This is a genomic window from Actinomadura sp. DC4 (genome assembly GCF_030406325.1).
Taxonomy (GTDB): domain Bacteria; phylum Actinomycetota; class Actinomycetes; order Streptosporangiales; family Streptosporangiaceae; genus Actinoallomurus.
This window is the reverse complement of the sequence record NZ_JAUEQY010000015.1, coordinates 60,422-78,875: the sequence shown is the minus strand read 5'-3', so window position 1 is coordinate 78,875 and position 18,454 is coordinate 60,422. Positions and strand designations below refer to the sequence as shown.

Here is an 18,454-nt window from a genome sequence, read left to right as displayed (position 1 = left end):
CCCGATCCCCGGGCAACGGGGCCTCAGTGACCGGCGGGAAGGACCACCACCGCGTCGCCGACCGGCCGCTCGCCCGTCGCGTCGGACGGCGTGTTGACCACCGCCCCGCCGACGACCATCGTCGACGAGCCGCCGCCGTCGAGGTTCATCGCCTGTACGGCGCCGAGCGAGCGCATCAGCTCTCCGGCCTCCGGGATGCTCAGCCCCTGGCTGTGCGCGGCGTACCGGCCGTCGGCCTCCACCAGCAGCAGCCGTCCGCGCCGGTCGACGCCGATCATCGTGCGCGGGTTGCGCCGGATGCCCCAGCCGTAGAAGTAGGACGGGTCGCCGGGGTGGAGGAGGCCGTCGGCGCGCGGCTCGATCGTGACGCGTCCGCCGGTGACGAGCCGGGGGCCGCCGTTGACCGCCGAGTCACGCGGGCCGAACCCCAGCGGGCGGCCGTCCGGCCCGGTGATCCGGGTGGTCGTCCGCAGGCGCGTCCCCACGGTGGCGTGCGCGTCGAGCCAGGCCGCCTCAGTGCCGATCGCCTCGACGACCTCGCCTCCCGCGGGCACCGTGAGCACCGTACGCGGTCCCTCGGAGACCACCCTGCCGCGCGCGTCGAGCACCGCCGCGGAGCCGGCGCCGGTCGGCAGCGGTGAGCCGAACTCCGGGGTGAACGCGACCATCTCGTTCGGGTTCGTGCACGTGACGTCCATCAGCGGCGTAGACGTCGGGACGTCGCCCGTACGGCCGCCGCAGTCGCGGATCAGGCCCGGCGCGCGGTTGAGCCCGGCCACCTGGTGCACCGGCCCGCGCGAGGCGGCCAGGCCGATCCGTGTCCAGAGCTTCGTGAGCTGCAACCGTCGCCCGCCGTCGCGCAGGATCGCCGCCACCCGGCCGTTCGTCGCGTCGTGCAGCAGGCGGCCGTGCTCCACGATGACGCCGGCCGAGTCGCCGACCACGCCGTCCGTGCCGGAGATGACGAAGAACCCGCCGTTCACCGCGGCGAGGGCGCCGGTGTCCCTGGCGATCGCGCTGGTCGTACGCCGTCCGGCCAGCGTCGCGTCGTGCGTCTCCGCCACTGTCCCGTGGAAGGCGCGGAAGTCGACGGTCAGCGCATGGATCGCCCAGGGGCCGGTCGTCGCCTCGCCGTCCTGGCCGGTGAAGCTCACCGACGGTCTGAACCCCGCCGCCGTCAGCCGCGCCGCCTCCGCGGTCGCCTCGGCCTCGGTGGCGTAGTGACCGACGCGGACGCGGTACCCGAGCAGCCCCGGCCCGGCGTCGGCGAACCTCGGCATCCGTACGGCCTCCACCCGCCCGGTCCAGCCCGCGGCGCTCAGCTGCGCGGCGACGCGGTCGGCGGTCTCCTTGGTGCCGAGCACGGCGGTGACGGCGTCCGGGTCCGGGTCGGGCGGGACGTCCTCGGAGGTCGGGATGCCGACGTTGACCGTGGAGAAGTCACCCGGCGAGAGCGCGCCGCGGTCGATCGTCGTGAGCGTGACGCCGGGGGCGACGGTGCGGACCGTACGGGTCTCGGCGGGTGTCTCCGCCTGGGCCGGCAGGGCCTGAAGCCCTCCTGACAGCATCGCCGCCGCGGCCGCTCCCCTGACCCACCGTCCACCGATCATGCGCACCTCCCGGATCGCGGCCCGGCGCGAGTGATCACCCGCACGGACCAGACGGAATCCTAGGATTCGCCCGGATCATCGCGAAAGGGCGTTCGGCAAGGCGTCAGAGCGCGTTCAGCGCCGGTACGAGCCGGCGTTCCTCGCGGTCGAAGTGGGCCTCGATCTCCTTCGCCAGGTGGTGCAGCCCGGCCGGATCGCCGCCTTCGGTCAGGGTCGCGCGGAACCGCGTACGGAGAACGGCCAGCTCCTCGTGTTCGCGGCGCAGCACGGCGAGCACCGGTGCGAGGCCGGGATAGCGCTGTTCCAGGAGCCGGAAGCCACCGCCGGCCTCCTTCTCGTGGTGCTCGTGGACCGCGTCGCAGAAGGCCACGCAGCGTTCGCGCAGCTGGATGTCCAGGCCGCGCGCCGGCCCGTCGACGCCCGCCAGGACCGCGGCCAGCTCCGCGCGGAGGCCGGCGTGGATCCGCACCAGTTCGTCGCCCAGCGCACGGGTGCGCTCGGGGTCGTCGCGGTAGACGGCCACGACGGGGATCACGCGGGCCGTACCCGCCTGGTAGCCGGCGAAGCCCGGGTTGATCCCGGCCTGCCGGGCGTACAGCGTGTCGCGCTCCTCGCCCTCCAGCGGATGGGCGAACCCGGCGTACGTCTCGGTGCCGATCTCGACCGTGACCTGCGGCCGCGCGAGCAAATTGTGGTACCACGCCGGATGCGCCGGCGCGCCCCCGTTGGAGGCGAAGACCAGGACGCGCCCGCCGTCGCGCAGATAGACAAGGGGGTTGATCCGCAGTGCCCCGGTACGCGCGCCGACGGTGGTCAGCAGGAGGAGCGGCGCGCCCTCGAAGGGGCCGCCGACCCTGCCCTCATTGGCGCGGAACTCCGCGATGATCTTCTCGTTCCACTCCGACATGGGTCGGTACCCTTCTGACGAGAAGGACATTTTGCTTTCAAAGCAAAGCTATTTTGGAGATCAAGGTATGTCAACCGACCGTGGGCCGAGCGTCGACGAAGGGGTCCGCACGCTGCTCCTGCTGATGCCCCGCCTGGTCGGCCGGGCCAAGCGCATCCCGGTCCCCGAGCGGCTCCGGTCCCTCGACCTCGCGCCGCGGCACCTGTCGCTGCTGTCCTACCTGGTCTTCGACGGCCCGCAGAGCGTGAACGAGCTCGCCGCCCGGCTCGAGGTGGCGCCGACGACGGTGAGCCTCATGGTCGGCGAGCTGAGCCGCAAGGGCGTCGTCGAGCGGCGCGAGGACGAGGCCGACCGCCGCCGTACGATCGTGAGCATCGCCGAGGACAGCCGGGCCTCGGTCGACGCGTGGCTGGCCGCCGGCGCGCGGGCGTGGCGCACGGCCCTCGCACCGCTGACCGGCGAGCAGCGCGCGATGTTCATCGAGACGCTCCGCGCGTACGAGCGCGAGGTCTCGGGCTGACCTACAGCAGGTCCGGCCGCTCCCACTTCTCGCCGAGCAGGTGACGGCCGAGGAAGGCGAACACGGTCTCGTACCAGACCGCCGCGTTCCCGGGCGAGAGGACCCAGTGGTTCTCGTCCGGGAAGTAGAGGAACTTCGCCTCCACCTCGTGGCGCATGAGGTCGGACCACAGCCACAGACCGTGGCCGATCGGGACGCGGTAGTCGCGGTCGCCGTGGATCACGAGCATCGGGGTACGGATGCGGCCGGCGTACGCGGACGGGTCGCCGGCCGTCCAGCGCTCGGGCCGTTCGGCCGGGTCGCCGAACTCCCGGGTGAGGCCGTGCCCCATGTCCGCGGTGACCATCGCGCCGAGCGGCCAGCGGCTCGCGTGCGTGACGATCGCCTGGAACCGGTCGGTGTGGCCGGCGATCCAGTTGGCCATGTAGCCGCCGTAGGAGCCGCCCATGGCGGCGGTCCGCGCCCCGTCGATGTCGTCGCGCGCGACGACGGCGTCGGTGATCGCCATGAGGTCCTCGTACGCCGGGGTCGCCCACGTCCCGTGCCCCCGGCGCACGAAGTCCTGCCCGTACCCGAGGGACAGCGCCGGGTCCGGGAGCAGGACGGCGTAGCCGCGGGCCGCCATCAGCCAGGGGTTCCAGCGCCAGTGCCAGCCGGCCCAGCTGGAGTGCGGGCCGCCGTGCACCCACAGGAGCAGCGGCGCGGGTTCTTCCGCCCCGTCGGGGAGGACGAGCCAGGCCCTGATCCCCTCGGCCGTCTCGACCTCGGTGACCCGGCCGGGCGTTTCCGGGGCGTCGAAGAGCCGCAGCGGCTGTGGCTCCGGTCGCGTCACGTCGAGCCGTACGGGCGCCGGCGGGGCGTCGATGGCGGACCGCAGGGCGTACACCCGCCGTCCGTCCGGGGCCGGCACCACGGCGTCGTACGCGGCGTCGTCGCCGGTCAGCCGCTCGATCTCGCCGGAGCCGGCGTCGACGCGGAAGATCGGGTACCGGCCGGCGTCGTAGGCGCCGAAGTAGACGGTGCGCGAGTCCGGCGACCAGACCTGGTCGGAGGGCCACCGGTCGAGGGCGGCGGTCAGGTCGCGGCCCTCCCCGCCGTCCAGGGGGACGAGCCAGAGTGTCTCCTGGCGCGCCTCGTCGTACGTCGCGTGCCGGTCCCGTACGCAGACGACGCTGCGGCCGTCCGGTGAGATGGCGGGGGTGTGGAGGTCGACGCCGTCCTCGGTGGCGAGCACGGTCTGCTCGCCCGTGGCGGTGTCGATCGCGACGAGCTCGGAGCGGCGCTCGCCGCGCGGCTGCGGCAGCCACCGGCCGGTGACGACCGTGGCGCCGTCCGGGGAGATCGCGAACGCCTGGCCCATCAGTCCCTGGCCGGGCTCCGGGGTGAGGTCGCGTGGTTCTTCTGTTCCTGTGACGACGAAGAGGCGCCGCTCGGCCGGGCCCACGTGATGGTCCCAGTCGCGGACCGGGAGGCCTTCGTAGAGGGTGGCCGTGACGCCCGCCTCCTTGCGCCGCCCGGCGCGTTCGCGGTCGGCGCCGGGGAGTTCGGAGGCGGCGAAGACCAGGGTCCCGGTGTCTTCGGCGACGGCGAAGTCCTCGATGCCGCCGGGCCGGTCGAGGACGAGGCCGGGCTCACCGCCGTCGGCCGGGAGCGCCCAGAGGCGGGTGTCGTGCTCGTTCTTCTCCGAATCGGGGTCCGGGCGGGCGGAGGTGAAGAGCAGCGTCCCGTCGGGCCGGAAGGCGGGATTCCCCTCGCCTTCGGCGGACCGCGTCAGCCGGCGGGGCTCGTCCCGCCCGTGCGGGTCGACCCGCCAGAGGGAGGTCCGGTGGCTCTTACGATCGGCCGCGAGCGCCTGCACGACCGCGACGAGCCGTTCCCCGTCCGGTGAGAGACACAGCCCCTGCACGCGCGGGAGGGCGAGGAACTCTCCGAGGTCATGGAACGGCGTCACATCGTCTCCCCACGTCGGCCATCTGCGCGGCCGACACTACCCGCCGGCCCGGCCCGCGCCCGGGGCCGATTCCGGCCTCGCACCCCGGCCGGGGGCCGGCCACGCGGATCGGAGCAGGAACGCCACGGGCACGAGCGCGGGTCCCGCCGGACGCCCGGCCGACTCCGGCCGCACCTTTCCAGTGCGGCCAGGGCCTGCCCCGGCCGAACCGGGGCGCCAAGGTATCGGGCTCGCGGCCGGCTCTGCCCTCCCTACACCCGCCGGCGCAGGTCGGCACGGGACTCGCCGTCTTCGATCCGACGCCGGAGACCGCGACGACCGGTTCGTGTACGCCCCCGAACCCCTGGCGGTCCGGCATCGCGCAGTGGACAGGGAGGGTGCCGGCCGGGCCGAGAGTGCTCACCACCTCGGCACGTACCTTGCCCGGATCCTTCGTCACGGCCACGATGACGCTCGCGACCACCGCCACTCACGCGCGGCGACAGAATGGACGTGGTCCGATCACATCGGTGAGGACGGCCGGGTGGCGGGAAGGGAGCAGGCGTGCGTGTTCGCCGGATCGTCGATCTGTCCGTGCCGCTTTCGGAGTCGACTCAGGTCTACCCCGGCGACCCGGTACCCCGGATCGAGCCCGCCGCCACGATCGAGGCGGACGGGTTCAACCTGCTCAGCCTGCGTCTCGGTTCGCAGACCGGCACGCATGTCGACGCCCCGTACCACTTCCGCCCCGACGGGCCCCGCGTCGACGAGCTGGACCTCACCCTGTTCGCCGGTGAGGGCGTCGTCGTCGACCTCACCGGCCTCGCGCCCCGCGCCCGCATCAGCTGGGAGAAGGTCGCGCCCGCGGCGGAGCTCCTGCGGCCCGGCCGCATCGCGCTCCTGCACACCGGATGGCCGAGAACGTACGGGACCGCCGCCTACTTCGACCATCCCTTCCTCGACGCGGACGCCTGCCGCCGCATGCTCGGCCTCGGCGTGCGGACCTTCCTCCTCGACTTCCCCAGCATCGACGAGACGCCCGACGCGGAGCACGCCGGCGAGGGCTTCCCCGCGCACCGCCTGATCGCCGAGGCGGGCGGGGTGATCGGCGAGAACCTCCGCGGCTTCGAGCTGATCGACTTCACGCCGTTCGTCTCCTGCCTGCCCCTGCGCCTGGCCGGTGCCGACGGCGCCCCCGTACGCGCGGTGGCGATGGACCTGACCCCGGAGGAACCCCGTGCCTGACCGGCTCGCCCCCGCGGACGAGGAGCACAGAGTCCCCCCTCCCGGCGACCGGACCTGCGGCGCGTCGGCGTAACCTCGGCAACATCCGACCTCTGGGCAACGGAGCACCTGCCATGACAGCGACCCCCGGCATCGAACAGCGACGCGTCCTCACCACCCCCATCCCCGGTCCGCGCTCGGCAGCGCTGCAGGCGCGCAAGAACGCCGCCGTCTCCGCCGGTGTCTCGACCGGCCTGCCGGTCTACGTCGAACGCGCCGGCGGCGGCATCCTGGTCGACGTCGACGGCAACCAGCTGATCGACTTCGGCTCCGGCATCGCCGTGACGACGGTCGGCAACGCCGCGCCCCGCGTCGTGGAGCGGGTACGGGCGCAGGCCGAGGACTTCACCCACACGTGTTTCATGATCACGCCGTACGAGGAGTACGTCGAGGTCGCCGAGGCGCTGGCCGAGCTGACGCCCGGCGACCACGACAAGCGCTCGGCGCTGTTCAACTCCGGCGCGGAGGCGGTGGAGAACGCCGTCAAGATCGCGCGTTCGGCGACCGGGCGGCAGGGCGTCGTGGCGTTCGACCACGCCTACCACGGCCGTACGAACCTGACCATGAGCCTGACCGCGAAGAACATGCCCTACAAGCACCGCTTCGGGCCGTTCGCGGGCGAGGTCTACCGCGTGCCGATGGCCTACCCGTACCGCTGGCCGACCGGGCCGGAGCGCTGCGCGGAGGAGGCGTTCGAGCTGTTCGCCTCGCAGGTGCACACGCAGGTCGGCGAGGAGAACACCGCGGCGGTGATCATCGAGCCGATCCAGGGCGAGGGCGGGTTCGTCGTGCCGCCGGACGGCTACCTCACGCGCGTGGCGGACTGGTGCCGCGAGCACGAGGTGCTGCTGATCGCCGATGAGATCCAGACCGGCTTCTGCCGTACGGGCGACTGGTTCGCCTGCGACCACGAGGGCGTCGTACCCGACCTGATCACCACCGCCAAGGGCATCGCCGGCGGCCTGCCGCTGGCCGCGGTCACCGGGCGGGCCGAGATCATGGACGCCGTGCACGCCGGCGGCCTCGGCGGCACGTACGGCGGCAACCCCGTCGCCTGCGCCGCGGCCCTGGGCGCGATCGAGACCATGAAGGCCGAGGACCTGCCGGCCCGTGCCCGCGCGATCGAGGCGCTGTTCGTGCCCCGGCTGCGCGCGCTGGCCGCCAAGTACCCCCAGATCGGCGACGTGCGCGGCCGGGGCGCGATGCTCGCGGTCGAGATCGTCTCCGACCCCGCGGCCAAGACGCCCGACGCCGCACTCACCGCGGCCGTGAACAAGGCGTGCCACACCGAGGGCCTGGTCACGCTGACCGCCGGCACGTACGGCAACGTCCTGCGGTTCCTGCCGCCGCTGTCCTGCCCCGACGACCTGCTCGCCGAGGGCCTGGACATCCTCGAGAACGCCTTCGCCACGGCCATCTGACCCACACGACCGAACGGAGCGCACCGTCATGTCCGACGTCACGCCCTTCCATCTCTCCGGCGAGCCCCTCACCGGCACCGACACCCTCCAGGTGACCTCTCCCTGGGACGGGTCGGTCGTCGGCGAGGTCGCGGTACCCACCGACGAGCAGGTCGAGCAGGCCGTCGCCGACCTGTACGCGGGCCGGTACGAGGCGCAGGCCACCCCCGCCCACGTACGGGCCGGGGCGCTGGACCACATCTCGGCCCGGCTGTCCGAGCGGGCCGAGGAGATCGCCGCCCTGATCACCGCGGAGAACGGCAAGCCGCTGGTGTGGTCGCGCGGTGAGGTCTCCCGCGCCGTCTCCACCTTCCGGTGGGCCGCGGAGGAGGCCCGGCGCTTCGCCGGTGACCTGCAGCGTCTCGACACCGACGCGAACGCGACCGGGCGGCTCGCCGTCGTACGGAGGTTCCCGCGCGGGCCGGTGCTGGGCATCGCGCCGTTCAACTTCCCGCTCAACCTCGTCGCGCACAAGGTGGCGCCGGCGATCGCGGCGGGCGCGCCGATCCTCGTCAAGCCGGCGCCGGCCACGCCGCTGACCGCGCTGCTGCTCGGTGAGATCATCGCCGAGACCGACCTGCCGGCGCGGATGGTCTCGGTGCTGCCGGTGCCTAACGACAAGATGTCCGCGCTGGTCACCGACCCGCGGCTACCGGTCATCTCCTTCACCGGCTCCGGCCCGGTCGGCTGGTCGATCCAGCGCGACGCCCACGGCAAGCACGTCACGCTCGAGCTCGGCGGCGACGCCGCGGTCATCGTCAACCACGACTGGCCCGACCTGTCCGCCGCCGCCTCACGCGTCGCGCTGTTCGCCAACTACCAGGCGGGCCAGTCCTGCATCTCCGTGCAGCGGGTGCTCATCCACACCGACGTCTACGACCGCTTCGTCGCCGAGCTCGTCGCGGCGGCCGAGGCGCTGCCGACCGGCGACCCGACGGCCGACGGCGTGCAGGTCGGCCCGGTGATCAACGACGCGGCGGCCGAGCGGATCACCGCCTGGGTCCAGGAGGCCGCCGAGGCGGGCGCGACCGTGCTCACCGGCGGCACCCGTGAGGGGCGCAACGTCGCCCCGACCGTCCTGGCGGACGTTCCGGCCGGCACCACGCTCGCCGAGGAGGAGGTGTTCGGGCCGGTCGTGTCCGTGAGGCGATTCTCCGACCTGGACGAGGCGTTCGCGCTGGTCAACGCCTCCAAGTACGGCCTGCAGGCGGGCATCTTCACCACCGACGTACGCGCCGCGTTCCGCGCCCACCGCGACCTGGAGGTCGGCGGCGTGATCGTCGGGGACGTCCCGAGCTTCCGCGCGGACCAGATGCCGTACGGCGGGTGGAAGCAGTCCGGCGTCGGCCGCGAGGGCGTCCGGTCGGCGATCAACGACCTCACCGAGGAACGCGTGATGGTGCTGACAGGGCTGGACCTGTGACGGCCGGGATGATCCCGCCCTGGCGTGGGCGATAGGGCAACATAGCCGACATGCCCGCACTTACCCGTACGGAGGCGCAGACCCGCGCTCACCGGCTGGACGTCCGCTCCTACGCCGTGCATCTCGACCTCACGCGCGGCGAGGAGGTGTTCGGCTCGACCACGGTGATCCGCTTCGGCTGCGCCGAGCCCGGAGTGGCGACCTTCGTCGAGCTGCGGCCCGCCACCCTGCTCCGCGCCGTGCTGAACGGCGCGGAACTGGACCCGGCGGCGCTGCGGGACGGGCGGCTGGACCTGACCGGGCTCGCCGCCGAGAACGAGCTGCGTGTCGAGGCCGACATGGCCTACTCCCGTACCGGCGAGGGCATGCACCGCTTCACCGACCCGGCCGACGGTGAGGTCTACGTCAGCACCCAGTGCGCGCCGGACGAGGCGAGCCGGGTCTTCGCGTGCTTCGACCAGCCGGACCTCAAGGCGGTCTTCTCGATCACCGTGACCGCTCCCCCGGACTGGACGGTGCTGAGCAACGGCGCCGGCTCGCGTGGCGAGGACGGGCGCTGGGAGTTCGCCCCGACGCCGCCGATCAGCACGTACCTCGCCGTGGTCGTCGGCGGCCGGCTGCACTCCGTACGGACCGAGCACGACGGCATCCCTCTCGGCGTCCACTGCCGGCGCTCGCTCGCCGCCCACCTGGACGCCGAGGAGATCTTCGACCTCACCCGGCGCAGCTTCGACCGATACCACGAGCTGTTCGAGGAGCGGTACCCGTTCGGCAAGTACGACCAGGCGTTCGTACCCGAGCTGAACTTCGGCGCGATGGAGAACCCAGGTTGTGTGACCTTCCGGGACGAGTTCCTGTTCCGCTCGGCCGTCACCGAGTCCGAGCGGGAGGTCCGCGCGATCGTCATCGCGCACGAGATGGCGCATATGTGGTTCGGCGACCTGGTCACCATGCGGTGGTGGGACGACCTGTGGCTCAACGAGTCCTTCGCCGAGTACATGGGCCATCAGGTGATCGCCGAGGTCAGCCGGTTCACCACCGCCTGGACCGGCTTCGCGGTCAAGCGGAAGGCATGGGGGTACGACGCCGACCAGCGGCCCTCCACGCACCCGGTCGCGGCGCGCGGCATCGACGACACCGCGACGGCGCGGGTGAGCTTCGACGGGATCTCCTATGCCAAGGGCGCCTCGGTGCTCCGCCAGCTCGTGGCCTGGATGGGCGAGGAGGCCTTCCTGGCCGGCGTCAACGCGTACTTCGCCCGCCACCGGTTCGGCAGCGCCGACCTGGCCGACCTTCTGGGGGCCCTCGGCGGTGCCGCGGAGGGCCGCGACGTGCACGGCTGGGCCGAGCGCTGGCTGCGGACCAGCGGCGTGGACACCCTCCGCGCCGAGCTCGCCGACGAGGACGGATCGCTCGTCTCGGCCGAGGTCGCGCACAGCGGCACCCCCGGGCGGCGCCCGCACCGGATACTCCTCGGTCTGTACGACCTGACCGAGTCCGGCGACGGCGGGCGCCGGCTGACGCGGCGTACGCGGCTGGACCTCGACCTGCCGGCCGAGGGGAACGGCACCGCCGGCCTCGCCGGCCTCCCCCGCCCCGACCTGGTCGTGCTCAACGACGGGGACCTGAGCTATGCCAAGGTCCGGCTGGACGAGCGCTCCTGGGAGGCGGTGACCGCGGGCCTGTCGACCGTCGAGGACCAGCTGACGCGCGCCCTGCTGTGGAACACCGCGCGTGACATGGTCCGCGACGGCGACCTGCCCGCCGCGGACTTCCTCGCCCTCGTCGAGACCCACCTGCCCGCCGAACCCGTGGTGGCGGTGGTGGAGGCGGTGCTCGGCTTCGCCCGGCGGGAGGTCGCCGACCGCTATCTGCCGCCGGCCCGGCGCCCCGCGGCCGTGGCGGCGCTCGGCGAGGTCTGCCGCCGGATCCTGCGCCGGGCCGAGGACGCGGGGGTACGCCTGGCCGCGCTGCGGGGGCTGATCGAGTGCTCGGCGGCCCCGGAGGAGCTGGCGGACCTGCGGGCCTGGCTGGAGGCGGAGCGGGTGCTGCCCGACGGGCCGGACCTGGATGAGGAGCTGCGCTGGAAGGCCCTGCTCCAGCTCTCCGCGCAGGGCGCGGTGGGCGAGGCGGAGATCGCCGAGGAGCTGGCCCGCGACCCGAGCGCGACCGGCTGCCAGGCCGCCGCGCGATGCGGCGCCGCCCTGCCGGACCCGGCCGCCAAGGAACGCGCGTGGCAGCAGCTGTTCACCGACGGCGCACTGTCGAACCACCTGCTCATCGCGACCGCCGACGGCTTCTGGCAGCAGGCGGACCCCGACGTGACGGATGGTTATGTGGAGCGCTACTTCGCCGAGATCCCGGCGGCCGGCCAACGCGGCCCGACGGTGGCGACGGCCCTCGGCCGGGCGCTCTTCCCGTCACACGCCGCGACCCCGGAGACCGTACGGGCGGCGGAGCGCTGCCTGGACGAGGGCGAGCTGACCCCCGCGCTGCACCGGGCCCTCATGGACCAGCTCGACGACCTGCGCCGCGCGGTCCGCGTCCGTGGCAGGTGAGCGGCCCCTTACGCGCGAGTAGGGCGGTGCTCGCGGGCCCGGACCCCCTCCCCTTGGAAGTCCACGCCCGCGAGCGCCCGCCTTCCCGCGCGCGCCGGTCGGTACGATCCGGTCGCGGGATCTGGACCTGCGCGTCATGCCCGGATGAATTCCCCTGTTTTCATCGGGACGCGCGGGCCACCCTCAGTGGTCTGGCCGATCCGTGGTGCCGAACCCCCCGGCATCCACGTTCATCATGGCTCCATAGTGGCCCTGACCAGGCACGGGCGCAAAGACCGGCTTCTTCTGGTGCCCATATAATCTGGTCATGACGCTGCGTCAGTTCGAATACCTGATCGCGGTGGCCGAAGAGCACTCCTTCACCAAGGCGGCCGAACGCCTCCTTGTGTCCCAGCCCGCGCTGTCCCATCAGATCAAGGTCCTCGAGTCCGCCGTCGGCGGTCCCCTGCTGGACCGGCTCGTCCGTACGGTCGAGGTCACCGCGCTCGGCCGGGACTTCCTTCCTCACGCGATCGCGGCGGTCCGCAGCGCCGACGAGGCGACCCGCGCCGCACGCGCGGTCGGTCGGCTCGCCGGCGGCGAGCTGCGCGTCTCGACCCTGCAGTCGATCGCGCTCGGCATCATCCCGCCCGCGATCCGGGCCTGGCGGCACGAGCATCCGCGGGTCCGCGTCCAGATCCAGGAGTTCATCCACATCGATCTTCTCGCGGCGGAGATGCTGCAGGGCTCCGCGGACGTCGCGATCGGCCCCAAACCGTCGGGCTGGACCGGGCCGTACCGGCCGCTCGGGCCCGAGGCGTTCTTGATCGTGCTCCCGTACGACGACCCGGACCTTCCCGCCGACGGCGGGCCGATCGAGCTCAAGAGCCTCGCCGGCCGCCCCTGGGTGCTCTACTCCCCCGACTTCGGGCTGGCTCCGGTCGTGAACGCCGCCTGCGCCCGTGCCGGTTTCACGCCCCGCGCCGCCGTCCGTACCCACCACACCGCCACGGCGGTCGAGCTCGCCGCCGCCGGGCTGGGCCCGGCGCTCGTGCCCGGCAACGTCATCGGCCCGGACTTCGAGTGCTGCACCGTACGCCCCGACCCGCCGATCTGGCGGGACCTGGTGGCCTTCACCCGCCCGTACGTCTCTCCCCCGGCGCTGGCGTTCGTCGACATCCTCGCCGAGCACGCCGCCCTCTGATCTCTCGCGAAGGGTGTTCTCGCACGTGACCGACCTGTTGATCACCAGGGGCACCGTCGTGGACGGCACCGGTGCGCCCTCGCGTACGGCCGATGTCGCGATCTCCGGCGGTCTCGTCGAGGCCGTCGGTGATCTGGCGGGCCGTTCCGCCGCCCGGGTGCTGTCCGCCGAGGGGCACGTCGTGTGCCCGGGTTTCGTGGACGTGCACACGCACTCGGACCTGACCCTGCTGTCCAACCCCCTGGCGCACAGCAAGATCCGCCAGGGCGTGACCACCGAGGTCATCGGCAACTGCGGCCTCGGCGTGACCCCGGTCGCCGGCGACCCGGCCGAACTGCGCGGCGCGGCCGGCTACCTCGACCTCGACCCGGCGATCCGCTGGGGCTGGCATGACCTGCCCGGTTACCTGGACGCCCTGGCGGCGGCGCGGCCGTCGGTCAACGTCGCGGCCCTCGCCGCGCACATCCCACTCCGCGCGGGCGTGGTCGGCTTCGCCGACCGCGCGGCCGAACCCGCCGAACTATCCCGGATGTGCGGACTCCTGGACGACGCACTGGAGGCCGGAGCGGCCGGGGCCTCCACCGGCCTGATGTACGCACCACTGACGTACGCCCGTGAGGAGGAACTGGTCGCCCTGGGCCGTACGGTCGCCTCCCGGGACCGGCTGTTCTCCTGGCACATCCGCGACTACTCCGACAACCTGCTCGACTCCGTACGCCAGGTCCTGCGCGTCGCCGAGACCACCGGCTGCCGGACCCAGATCTCCCACCTCGCGGCGGTCGGGCAGCGCAACTGGGGCAAGGTAGCGCGGGCGCTGGAGCTGATCGACGCCGCCCGCTCGCGCGGCGCCGACGTCGCGGCCGACATGTACCCCTATCTCGCCGGCAACGCCCCGCTGTCGCAACTGCTGCCCGCGTGGGCGCAGGCGGGCGGCGAGGCCGCCATGCGGGAGCGGCTGGCCGGCTCCGCCGTACGCGACCGGGTCCGCGAGGAGTGGCGGGACCTGCCGACGTCGTGGTCGGAGGTCACGGTGAGCCGGGTTCCGGCCGACCGCCCGGAGGTGACCGGGCGGACGCTGGCCGACCTCGGCGGGGCGGACGCCGCCCTCGACCTGCTCGCCTCGTACGGCAACGCGGTGCTGATGGTCTCGGGCGGGCGGGGTGAGGAGGACCTTCTGGCGGTGCTGCGGCATCCGGCGACGGTGATCGGCTCGGACGGCCAGGCGCTCGACCCGGACGGGCCGACCGGCCTCGGCACCCCGCATCCGCGCTCGTACGGCTGCTATCCCCGGCTGTTCGGCTCGTTCGTACGGACCGGGCTCCTGCCGCTGGAGGAGACGGTCCGCAAGTGCACCGGCGCGGCCGCCGCCCGCGCCGGGATCGGCGACCGGGGCGAACTGGTCCCCGGCAAGGCCGCCGACGTCGTGCTGTTCGACCCCGGCCGCATCACCGACCAGGCCACGTACGCCGATCCCCAGCGGTATCCGGCCGGAATCCGCGCCGTCGTCGTCAACGGGCAGATCGTGGTCGAGGACGGCGTCCACCGGGAACGACGCCCGGGAACGGTGCTGCGCCACTGACGCTCGGCTCCGGCGACTACCACGACGATCACGGAGATCCGGCGTCCGCCGGCTTGAGTCTCCTGTATGGGGAGACGGCAGGCTGGGGGCATGAACTACTCGATCGGCGAGCTGGCCCGGCTGACCGGCCTCACGGTCAAGACCATCCGGTTCTACTCCGACCGCGGGATCGTCACGCCGGTGGGCCGCAGCCCGGCCGGGTACCGCCTCTACGGCGCCGGCGCCGTCGCGCGCCTGGACTTCGTGCGCACCCTGCGCAACCTCGGGCTGGACCTCGCCACGGTCCGGAAGGTCGTGGAGCGGGAGCTTCCGCTCGCGGAGGTCGCGGCGGCGCACGCCGAGGCGCTGGCGGTGCAGATCCGCGTCCTGCGCCTGCGGCGCGCGGTGCTGACGTCGGTGGCCGAGCGAGGGCTCACTCACGAGGAGACGGATCTCATGCACAAGCTGGCCCTGCTGTCCGAGGACGAACGCCGACGTCTGATCGGCGACTTCCTCGACGCCGTCTTCGGCGGCCTCGACGCGGAGTTCGCGGGGATCAGGCGCTCGATGACCCCCGAGCTGCCCGACGAGCCGGAGGCGGAGCAGGTCCGGGCGTGGGTGGAGCTGGCCGAGCTCTGCCTGGACCCGGGCTTCCGCGCCGGCGTGCGGCGGATGGCCGAGGACCACGCGGCCGATCGGGGGCGCGGCGCCGCGGTCGTCCGCGACCTCACCGCGGTCGTCCGCGACCAGGCCGGCCCGGCCCTCGCGGCGGGCGTCGACCCGGCGTCACGCGGGGCCGACCCGGTCGTCGCGGCCCTCGCGGACGCCTGCGACGGCGGACTCCACCGGCTGCTGCCCCGGCTGGAGAACGCCGGCGACCCGCGCCGGGACCGGTACTTCCGGCTGCTGGCCGTGATCAACGGCTGGCTCGCCCCGGAGCCCGTGGCCCCGGTGTTCGGCTGGTCCGCCCGGGCCGTACGCGTCCGGCTGCCTCACGCGCGGGTCTGAGCGGCCCGGCCCACGAGGCGCCGCAGTTCGCGCGGGCCGCGGATGACGTGCAGGTCCGCGTCACCGGCGTGCGTCGCGATCGCCGCGAGGAGCGGCGGCCGGCTGCGGCGCCGGTAGGCCCACAGCCAGAGCCAGAAGTCGGCGCGCTCCCGCGACCGCCGCACGGCCCGCCAGGCGCAGCGCCAGAACGAGAAGTCCAGCAGGATGACGGTGTCCGCCGCCCTGAGCCGGACCTCGGGGACGTCGTAGGGCCCGAGGTCGCCGTCCATGATCCAGGCCTCGTCCCGTACGAGGTCGCCTTGGAGGGCGGCCCACTCGCCGGGCGGCGTCGCCTCGAGGCCGGGCCGCCAGAAGTGCCGGTCCAGCTCGACGACGGGAAGCCCGGTGATCGCGCCGAGGCGGGCCGCGAGGGTCGACTTTCCCGACCCGCCACGCCCCAGGATCACGACCCGCTTCACGGCCACCATGGTGCCAGGGCGACGGGGGCGATTCAGGGAGCAGGGCGTGGCGGAGAGTGCGGGGTGGATGAGCCGCGACGCCTCAAGCGACCGCACGCCGGCCGGATTGGACACCGATCGGCCGCACCCGGCCCGGGTCTATGACTACCTTCTCGGCGGCAAGTCCAACTTCGCCGCCGGCCGGCACGCGGTCGAGGAGAGCCTGCGGGTCAACCCCGCCGGGCGTACCGGCCCGCTGGAGAACCGCGCCTTCATGCTCCGCGCGGTGCGCCACATGGTGGCCGAGGCGGGCATCCGGCAGTTCCTCGACGTCGGCACCGGCATCCCCACCTCCCCGAACGTCCACGAGATCGCCCCAGCGCATCGCGCCCGGGGCGCGGATCGTCTACGCCGACAACGACCCGGTCGTTCTCTCCCACGCCCGCGCGCTGATGAACAGCAACCCCGAGGGCGAGACCGCCTACATCGAGGGCGACATGCGCTCGCCGAAGACCATCCTGGACGCCCCTGAGCTGCGCGCGATCCTCGACCTGGACGAACCGGTCGGGCTCCTCCTCATCGCGACCATGCACCTCATCGCGACCATGCACCTCATCGCGACCATGCACCTCATCGAGGACCTGCGGGAGGCGTACGAGGTCTGCGCGGAGTTCGTGGCCGCGATGCCGCCGGGCAGTCACCTGGCGCTCAGCCATCTCACCGGCGATCTGCTCCCCGAGCACATGGCCGGCGTCTCGGCGAGCTACGCGCGCCGGGGCATGACGCTCGTCGTGCGCGGCAAGGCCGAGATCACCGGCTTCTTCGACGGCACCGAACTGATCGATCCCGGCGTGGAGGTCGTGCACCGCTGGCGGCCGGAGATGCGGCGACCCGGCGACATCGGCGGTGCCCCGGCGAGCGACGCCGAGGTCTCCGTCTACGGCGGCGTCGCCCGCATCTGAGCGGACGCGGCCACCGCCGACGACCACGCAAGCCCCGCTTAAGCGCCCCCGGCGAGCATGGCCATGGCACCGCGTCGCCTCGTTCGCGGGCGCGCCATGTCACCTCGGCGAAGGGACGAGAACGTGACCAGGTCTGAACATGGAGTCGTGCTCGGCGCCAGCTGGGCGGGGATGCTGGCCGCTCACGTCCTGGCCCGTCACATGAAGTCCGTCACGGTGATCGAACGCGACGTCCTCCCCGACCGTCCCGCGCAGCGCAAGGGCCTGCCGCAGGCGCGCCACGTCCACGTGCTGTGGTCGGGCGGCGCCCGCATCGTCGAGGGCCTGCTGCCCGGCACGATCGACCGGATGCTGGCCGCCGGCGCGCGCAAGATCGGCTTTCACGAGGACGTGGTGACGCTGACGTCCCACGGGTGGCAGCCGCGCTTCGCGCCGAGGCAGTACGTCATGATGTGCGGCCGCCCGGTGCTCGACTGGGTGGTCCGCGAACAGGTCCTGGCCAACGACCGGATCCACCTGCGGGAGCGTACGGAGGCCGTCACCCTGACCGGCGACGGCACCCGGGTCTCCGGCGTGCAGGTGCGCAGCCTCGACGGCGGCGCCCCGGAGGTGCTCGAGGCGGACCTGGTGATCGACGCCACCGGGCGCGGCTCGGGCCTGCGGAGATGGCTGTCGGCCCTCGGCCTCCCGCCCGTCGACGTGGACGTCGTCGACGCGGGCATCGCCTACTCCACCCGGGAGTTCGTGGCGCCTCCCGGCGCGACCGCGGGCTTTCCCGCCGTCAACGTCGCCGCCGACCACCGGGAGCGCAAGCCCGGCCGCTTCGGGGTGGTCTTCCCGCAGGAGGGCGGCCGCTGGATGGTCACTCTCTCCTGTACGCGCGGCGGCGAGCTGCCGACCACCGAAGAGGACTTCCTGCCGTACGCGCGATCGCTCCGCGACCCGCTCGTCGCCCAGCTCATCGGCTCGGCCGAGCCGCTCACCTCGGTCTTCGTCTCCCACATCGGGGCCAACCGGCGGTTGTACCCCGAACGGCTCGACCGCTGGCCGGACGGCCTGCTCATCCTCGGCGACTCGCTCGCCGCCTTCAACCCGATCCACGGCCACGGGATGAGTGCCGCCGCCCGCGCCGCGTCCGTGCTGGACGAGCGCCTCGGCGAAGGCGACCTCACCCCCGGCCGGGCGCACGACGTGCAGCGGCAGATCAGCGAGACCGTGGACGACCCGTGGATCATGGCGGCGTCCAAGGACCTGGAGTTCGTCAACTGCCGCAACCACGCCACGGATCCGCGGCTGAACCAGAACTCGGCGGGGATGCACCAGTTCATCGACCTCATCGCCCGCGGGTCGATGGGCTCCCAGGCGGTGTCCGACATCGTCACGGATGTGGTGAGCATGAGCGCTCCCCAGTCCGAGCTCGGCGGCAGCCACTTCCTGTCCCTGATCCAGCGGTCCGAGCGCCTTCCGGACCTGACCGAACCGCCACTGAGCCCCGAGGAGCTCGCGATCGTCAACCTTGAACCACGCTCGGCCGTACGCGCCGGCCGCTGACCCCCGAACCCCGAAGCCGCCCCCTCCGGCACGATGGAGGGGGCGGCTTCGTGCCGCGCGGCG

At 73.3% G+C, this 18,454-nt stretch carries 14 protein-coding genes and 1 pseudogene; 11 read left to right on the top strand and 4 right to left on the bottom strand.

Annotation, left to right across the window (positions count from 1 at the left end):
- Nucleotides 1-23: 23 nt before the first annotated feature.
- On the bottom strand, nucleotides 24-1,610 hold the full coding sequence (locus QWU11_RS24250) for a phosphodiester glycosidase family protein (protein ID WP_290116686.1): 1,587 nt from the start codon (nucleotides 1,608-1,610) through the stop codon (nucleotides 24-26).
- A gap of 103 nt (nucleotides 1,611-1,713) precedes the next feature.
- Nucleotides 1,714-2,517, bottom strand: coding sequence for a nitroreductase/quinone reductase family protein (locus tag QWU11_RS24245; protein ID WP_290116685.1), 804 nt, complete (start codon nucleotides 2,515-2,517; stop codon nucleotides 1,714-1,716).
- Nucleotides 2,518-2,584: 67 nt separating this feature from the next.
- On the opposite strand from QWU11_RS24245, the gene QWU11_RS24240 reads away from it, so the two are divergent.
- Nucleotides 2,585-3,037, top strand: coding sequence for a MarR family winged helix-turn-helix transcriptional regulator (locus QWU11_RS24240; RefSeq protein WP_290116684.1), 453 nt, complete (start codon nucleotides 2,585-2,587; stop codon nucleotides 3,035-3,037).
- 1 nt (nucleotide 3,038) lies between these two features.
- On the opposite strand, the gene QWU11_RS24235 is transcribed toward QWU11_RS24240, so the two are convergent.
- Nucleotides 3,039-4,988 (bottom strand): S9 family peptidase, encoded by a 1,950-nt coding sequence (locus QWU11_RS24235; RefSeq protein ID WP_290116683.1) that lies wholly within the window; start codon nucleotides 4,986-4,988, stop codon nucleotides 3,039-3,041.
- A 543-nt stretch (nucleotides 4,989-5,531) separates the two neighbouring features.
- On the opposite strand from QWU11_RS24235, the gene QWU11_RS24230 reads away from it, so the two are divergent.
- The 7 genes from QWU11_RS24230 to QWU11_RS24200 all read left to right on the top strand — a co-directional run bounded on the left by QWU11_RS24230 (nucleotide 5,532) and on the right by QWU11_RS24200 (nucleotide 15,441).
- On the top strand, nucleotides 5,532-6,212 hold the full coding sequence (locus QWU11_RS24230) for a cyclase family protein (protein ID WP_290116682.1): 681 nt from the start codon (nucleotides 5,532-5,534) through the stop codon (nucleotides 6,210-6,212).
- Nucleotides 6,213-6,325: 113 nt separating this feature from the next.
- Nucleotides 6,326-7,672 (top strand): 4-aminobutyrate--2-oxoglutarate transaminase, encoded by a 1,347-nt coding sequence (gene gabT / locus QWU11_RS24225; protein ID WP_290116681.1) that lies wholly within the window; start codon nucleotides 6,326-6,328, stop codon nucleotides 7,670-7,672.
- A gap of 28 nt (nucleotides 7,673-7,700) precedes the next feature.
- Complete coding sequence (locus QWU11_RS24220; protein ID WP_290116680.1) at nucleotides 7,701-9,134, top strand: aldehyde dehydrogenase family protein; 1,434 nt, start codon at nucleotides 7,701-7,703, stop codon at nucleotides 9,132-9,134.
- A gap of 50 nt (nucleotides 9,135-9,184) precedes the next feature.
- Nucleotides 9,185-11,692 carry an aminopeptidase N gene (gene pepN / locus QWU11_RS24215; RefSeq protein ID WP_290116679.1) on the top strand — a complete coding sequence of 836 codons (2,508 nt, stop codon included), beginning with the start codon at nucleotides 9,185-9,187 and terminating at the stop codon, nucleotides 11,690-11,692.
- A gap of 307 nt (nucleotides 11,693-11,999) precedes the next feature.
- On the top strand, nucleotides 12,000-12,875 hold the full coding sequence (locus QWU11_RS24210; RefSeq protein ID WP_290116678.1) for a LysR family transcriptional regulator: 876 nt from the start codon (nucleotides 12,000-12,002) through the stop codon (nucleotides 12,873-12,875).
- A gap of 25 nt (nucleotides 12,876-12,900) precedes the next feature.
- Nucleotides 12,901-14,454 (top strand): D-aminoacylase, encoded by a 1,554-nt coding sequence (locus QWU11_RS24205; RefSeq protein WP_290116677.1) that lies wholly within the window; start codon nucleotides 12,901-12,903, stop codon nucleotides 14,452-14,454.
- Nucleotides 14,455-14,544: 90 nt separating this feature from the next.
- Nucleotides 14,545-15,441 carry a MerR family transcriptional regulator gene (locus QWU11_RS24200; RefSeq protein ID WP_290116676.1) on the top strand — a complete coding sequence of 299 codons (897 nt, stop codon included), beginning with the start codon at nucleotides 14,545-14,547 and terminating at the stop codon, nucleotides 15,439-15,441.
- Here the strand turns inward: QWU11_RS24200 and QWU11_RS24195 are convergent.
- Nucleotides 15,426-15,899: a hypothetical protein gene (locus QWU11_RS24195; RefSeq protein ID WP_290116675.1), complete on the bottom strand. Its 474-nt coding sequence runs from the start codon at nucleotides 15,897-15,899 to the stop codon at nucleotides 15,426-15,428. The genes QWU11_RS24200 and QWU11_RS24195 overlap by 16 nt on opposite strands.
- Nucleotides 15,900-15,906: 7 nt before the next feature.
- Between QWU11_RS24195 and QWU11_RS24190 the strand changes: the two are divergent.
- From QWU11_RS24190 to QWU11_RS24180, 3 genes and pseudogenes are all read left to right on the top strand, one after another.
- Nucleotides 15,907-16,248, top strand: a pseudogene (locus tag QWU11_RS24190) (SAM-dependent methyltransferase); the annotation flags it as partial.
- A gap of 13 nt (nucleotides 16,249-16,261) precedes the next feature.
- The gene (locus QWU11_RS24185; RefSeq protein ID WP_290116837.1) at nucleotides 16,262-16,840 is read left to right on the top strand and encodes an SAM-dependent methyltransferase; all 579 of its coding nucleotides are present in this window, start codon (nucleotides 16,262-16,264) and stop codon (nucleotides 16,838-16,840) included.
- A 123-nt stretch (nucleotides 16,841-16,963) separates the two neighbouring features.
- Entirely contained in the window at nucleotides 16,964-18,391 is a 1,428-nt protein-coding gene (locus QWU11_RS24180; protein WP_290116674.1) for an FAD-dependent monooxygenase, read from the top strand.
- The last annotated feature ends 63 nt before the right edge of the window (nucleotides 18,392-18,454 follow it).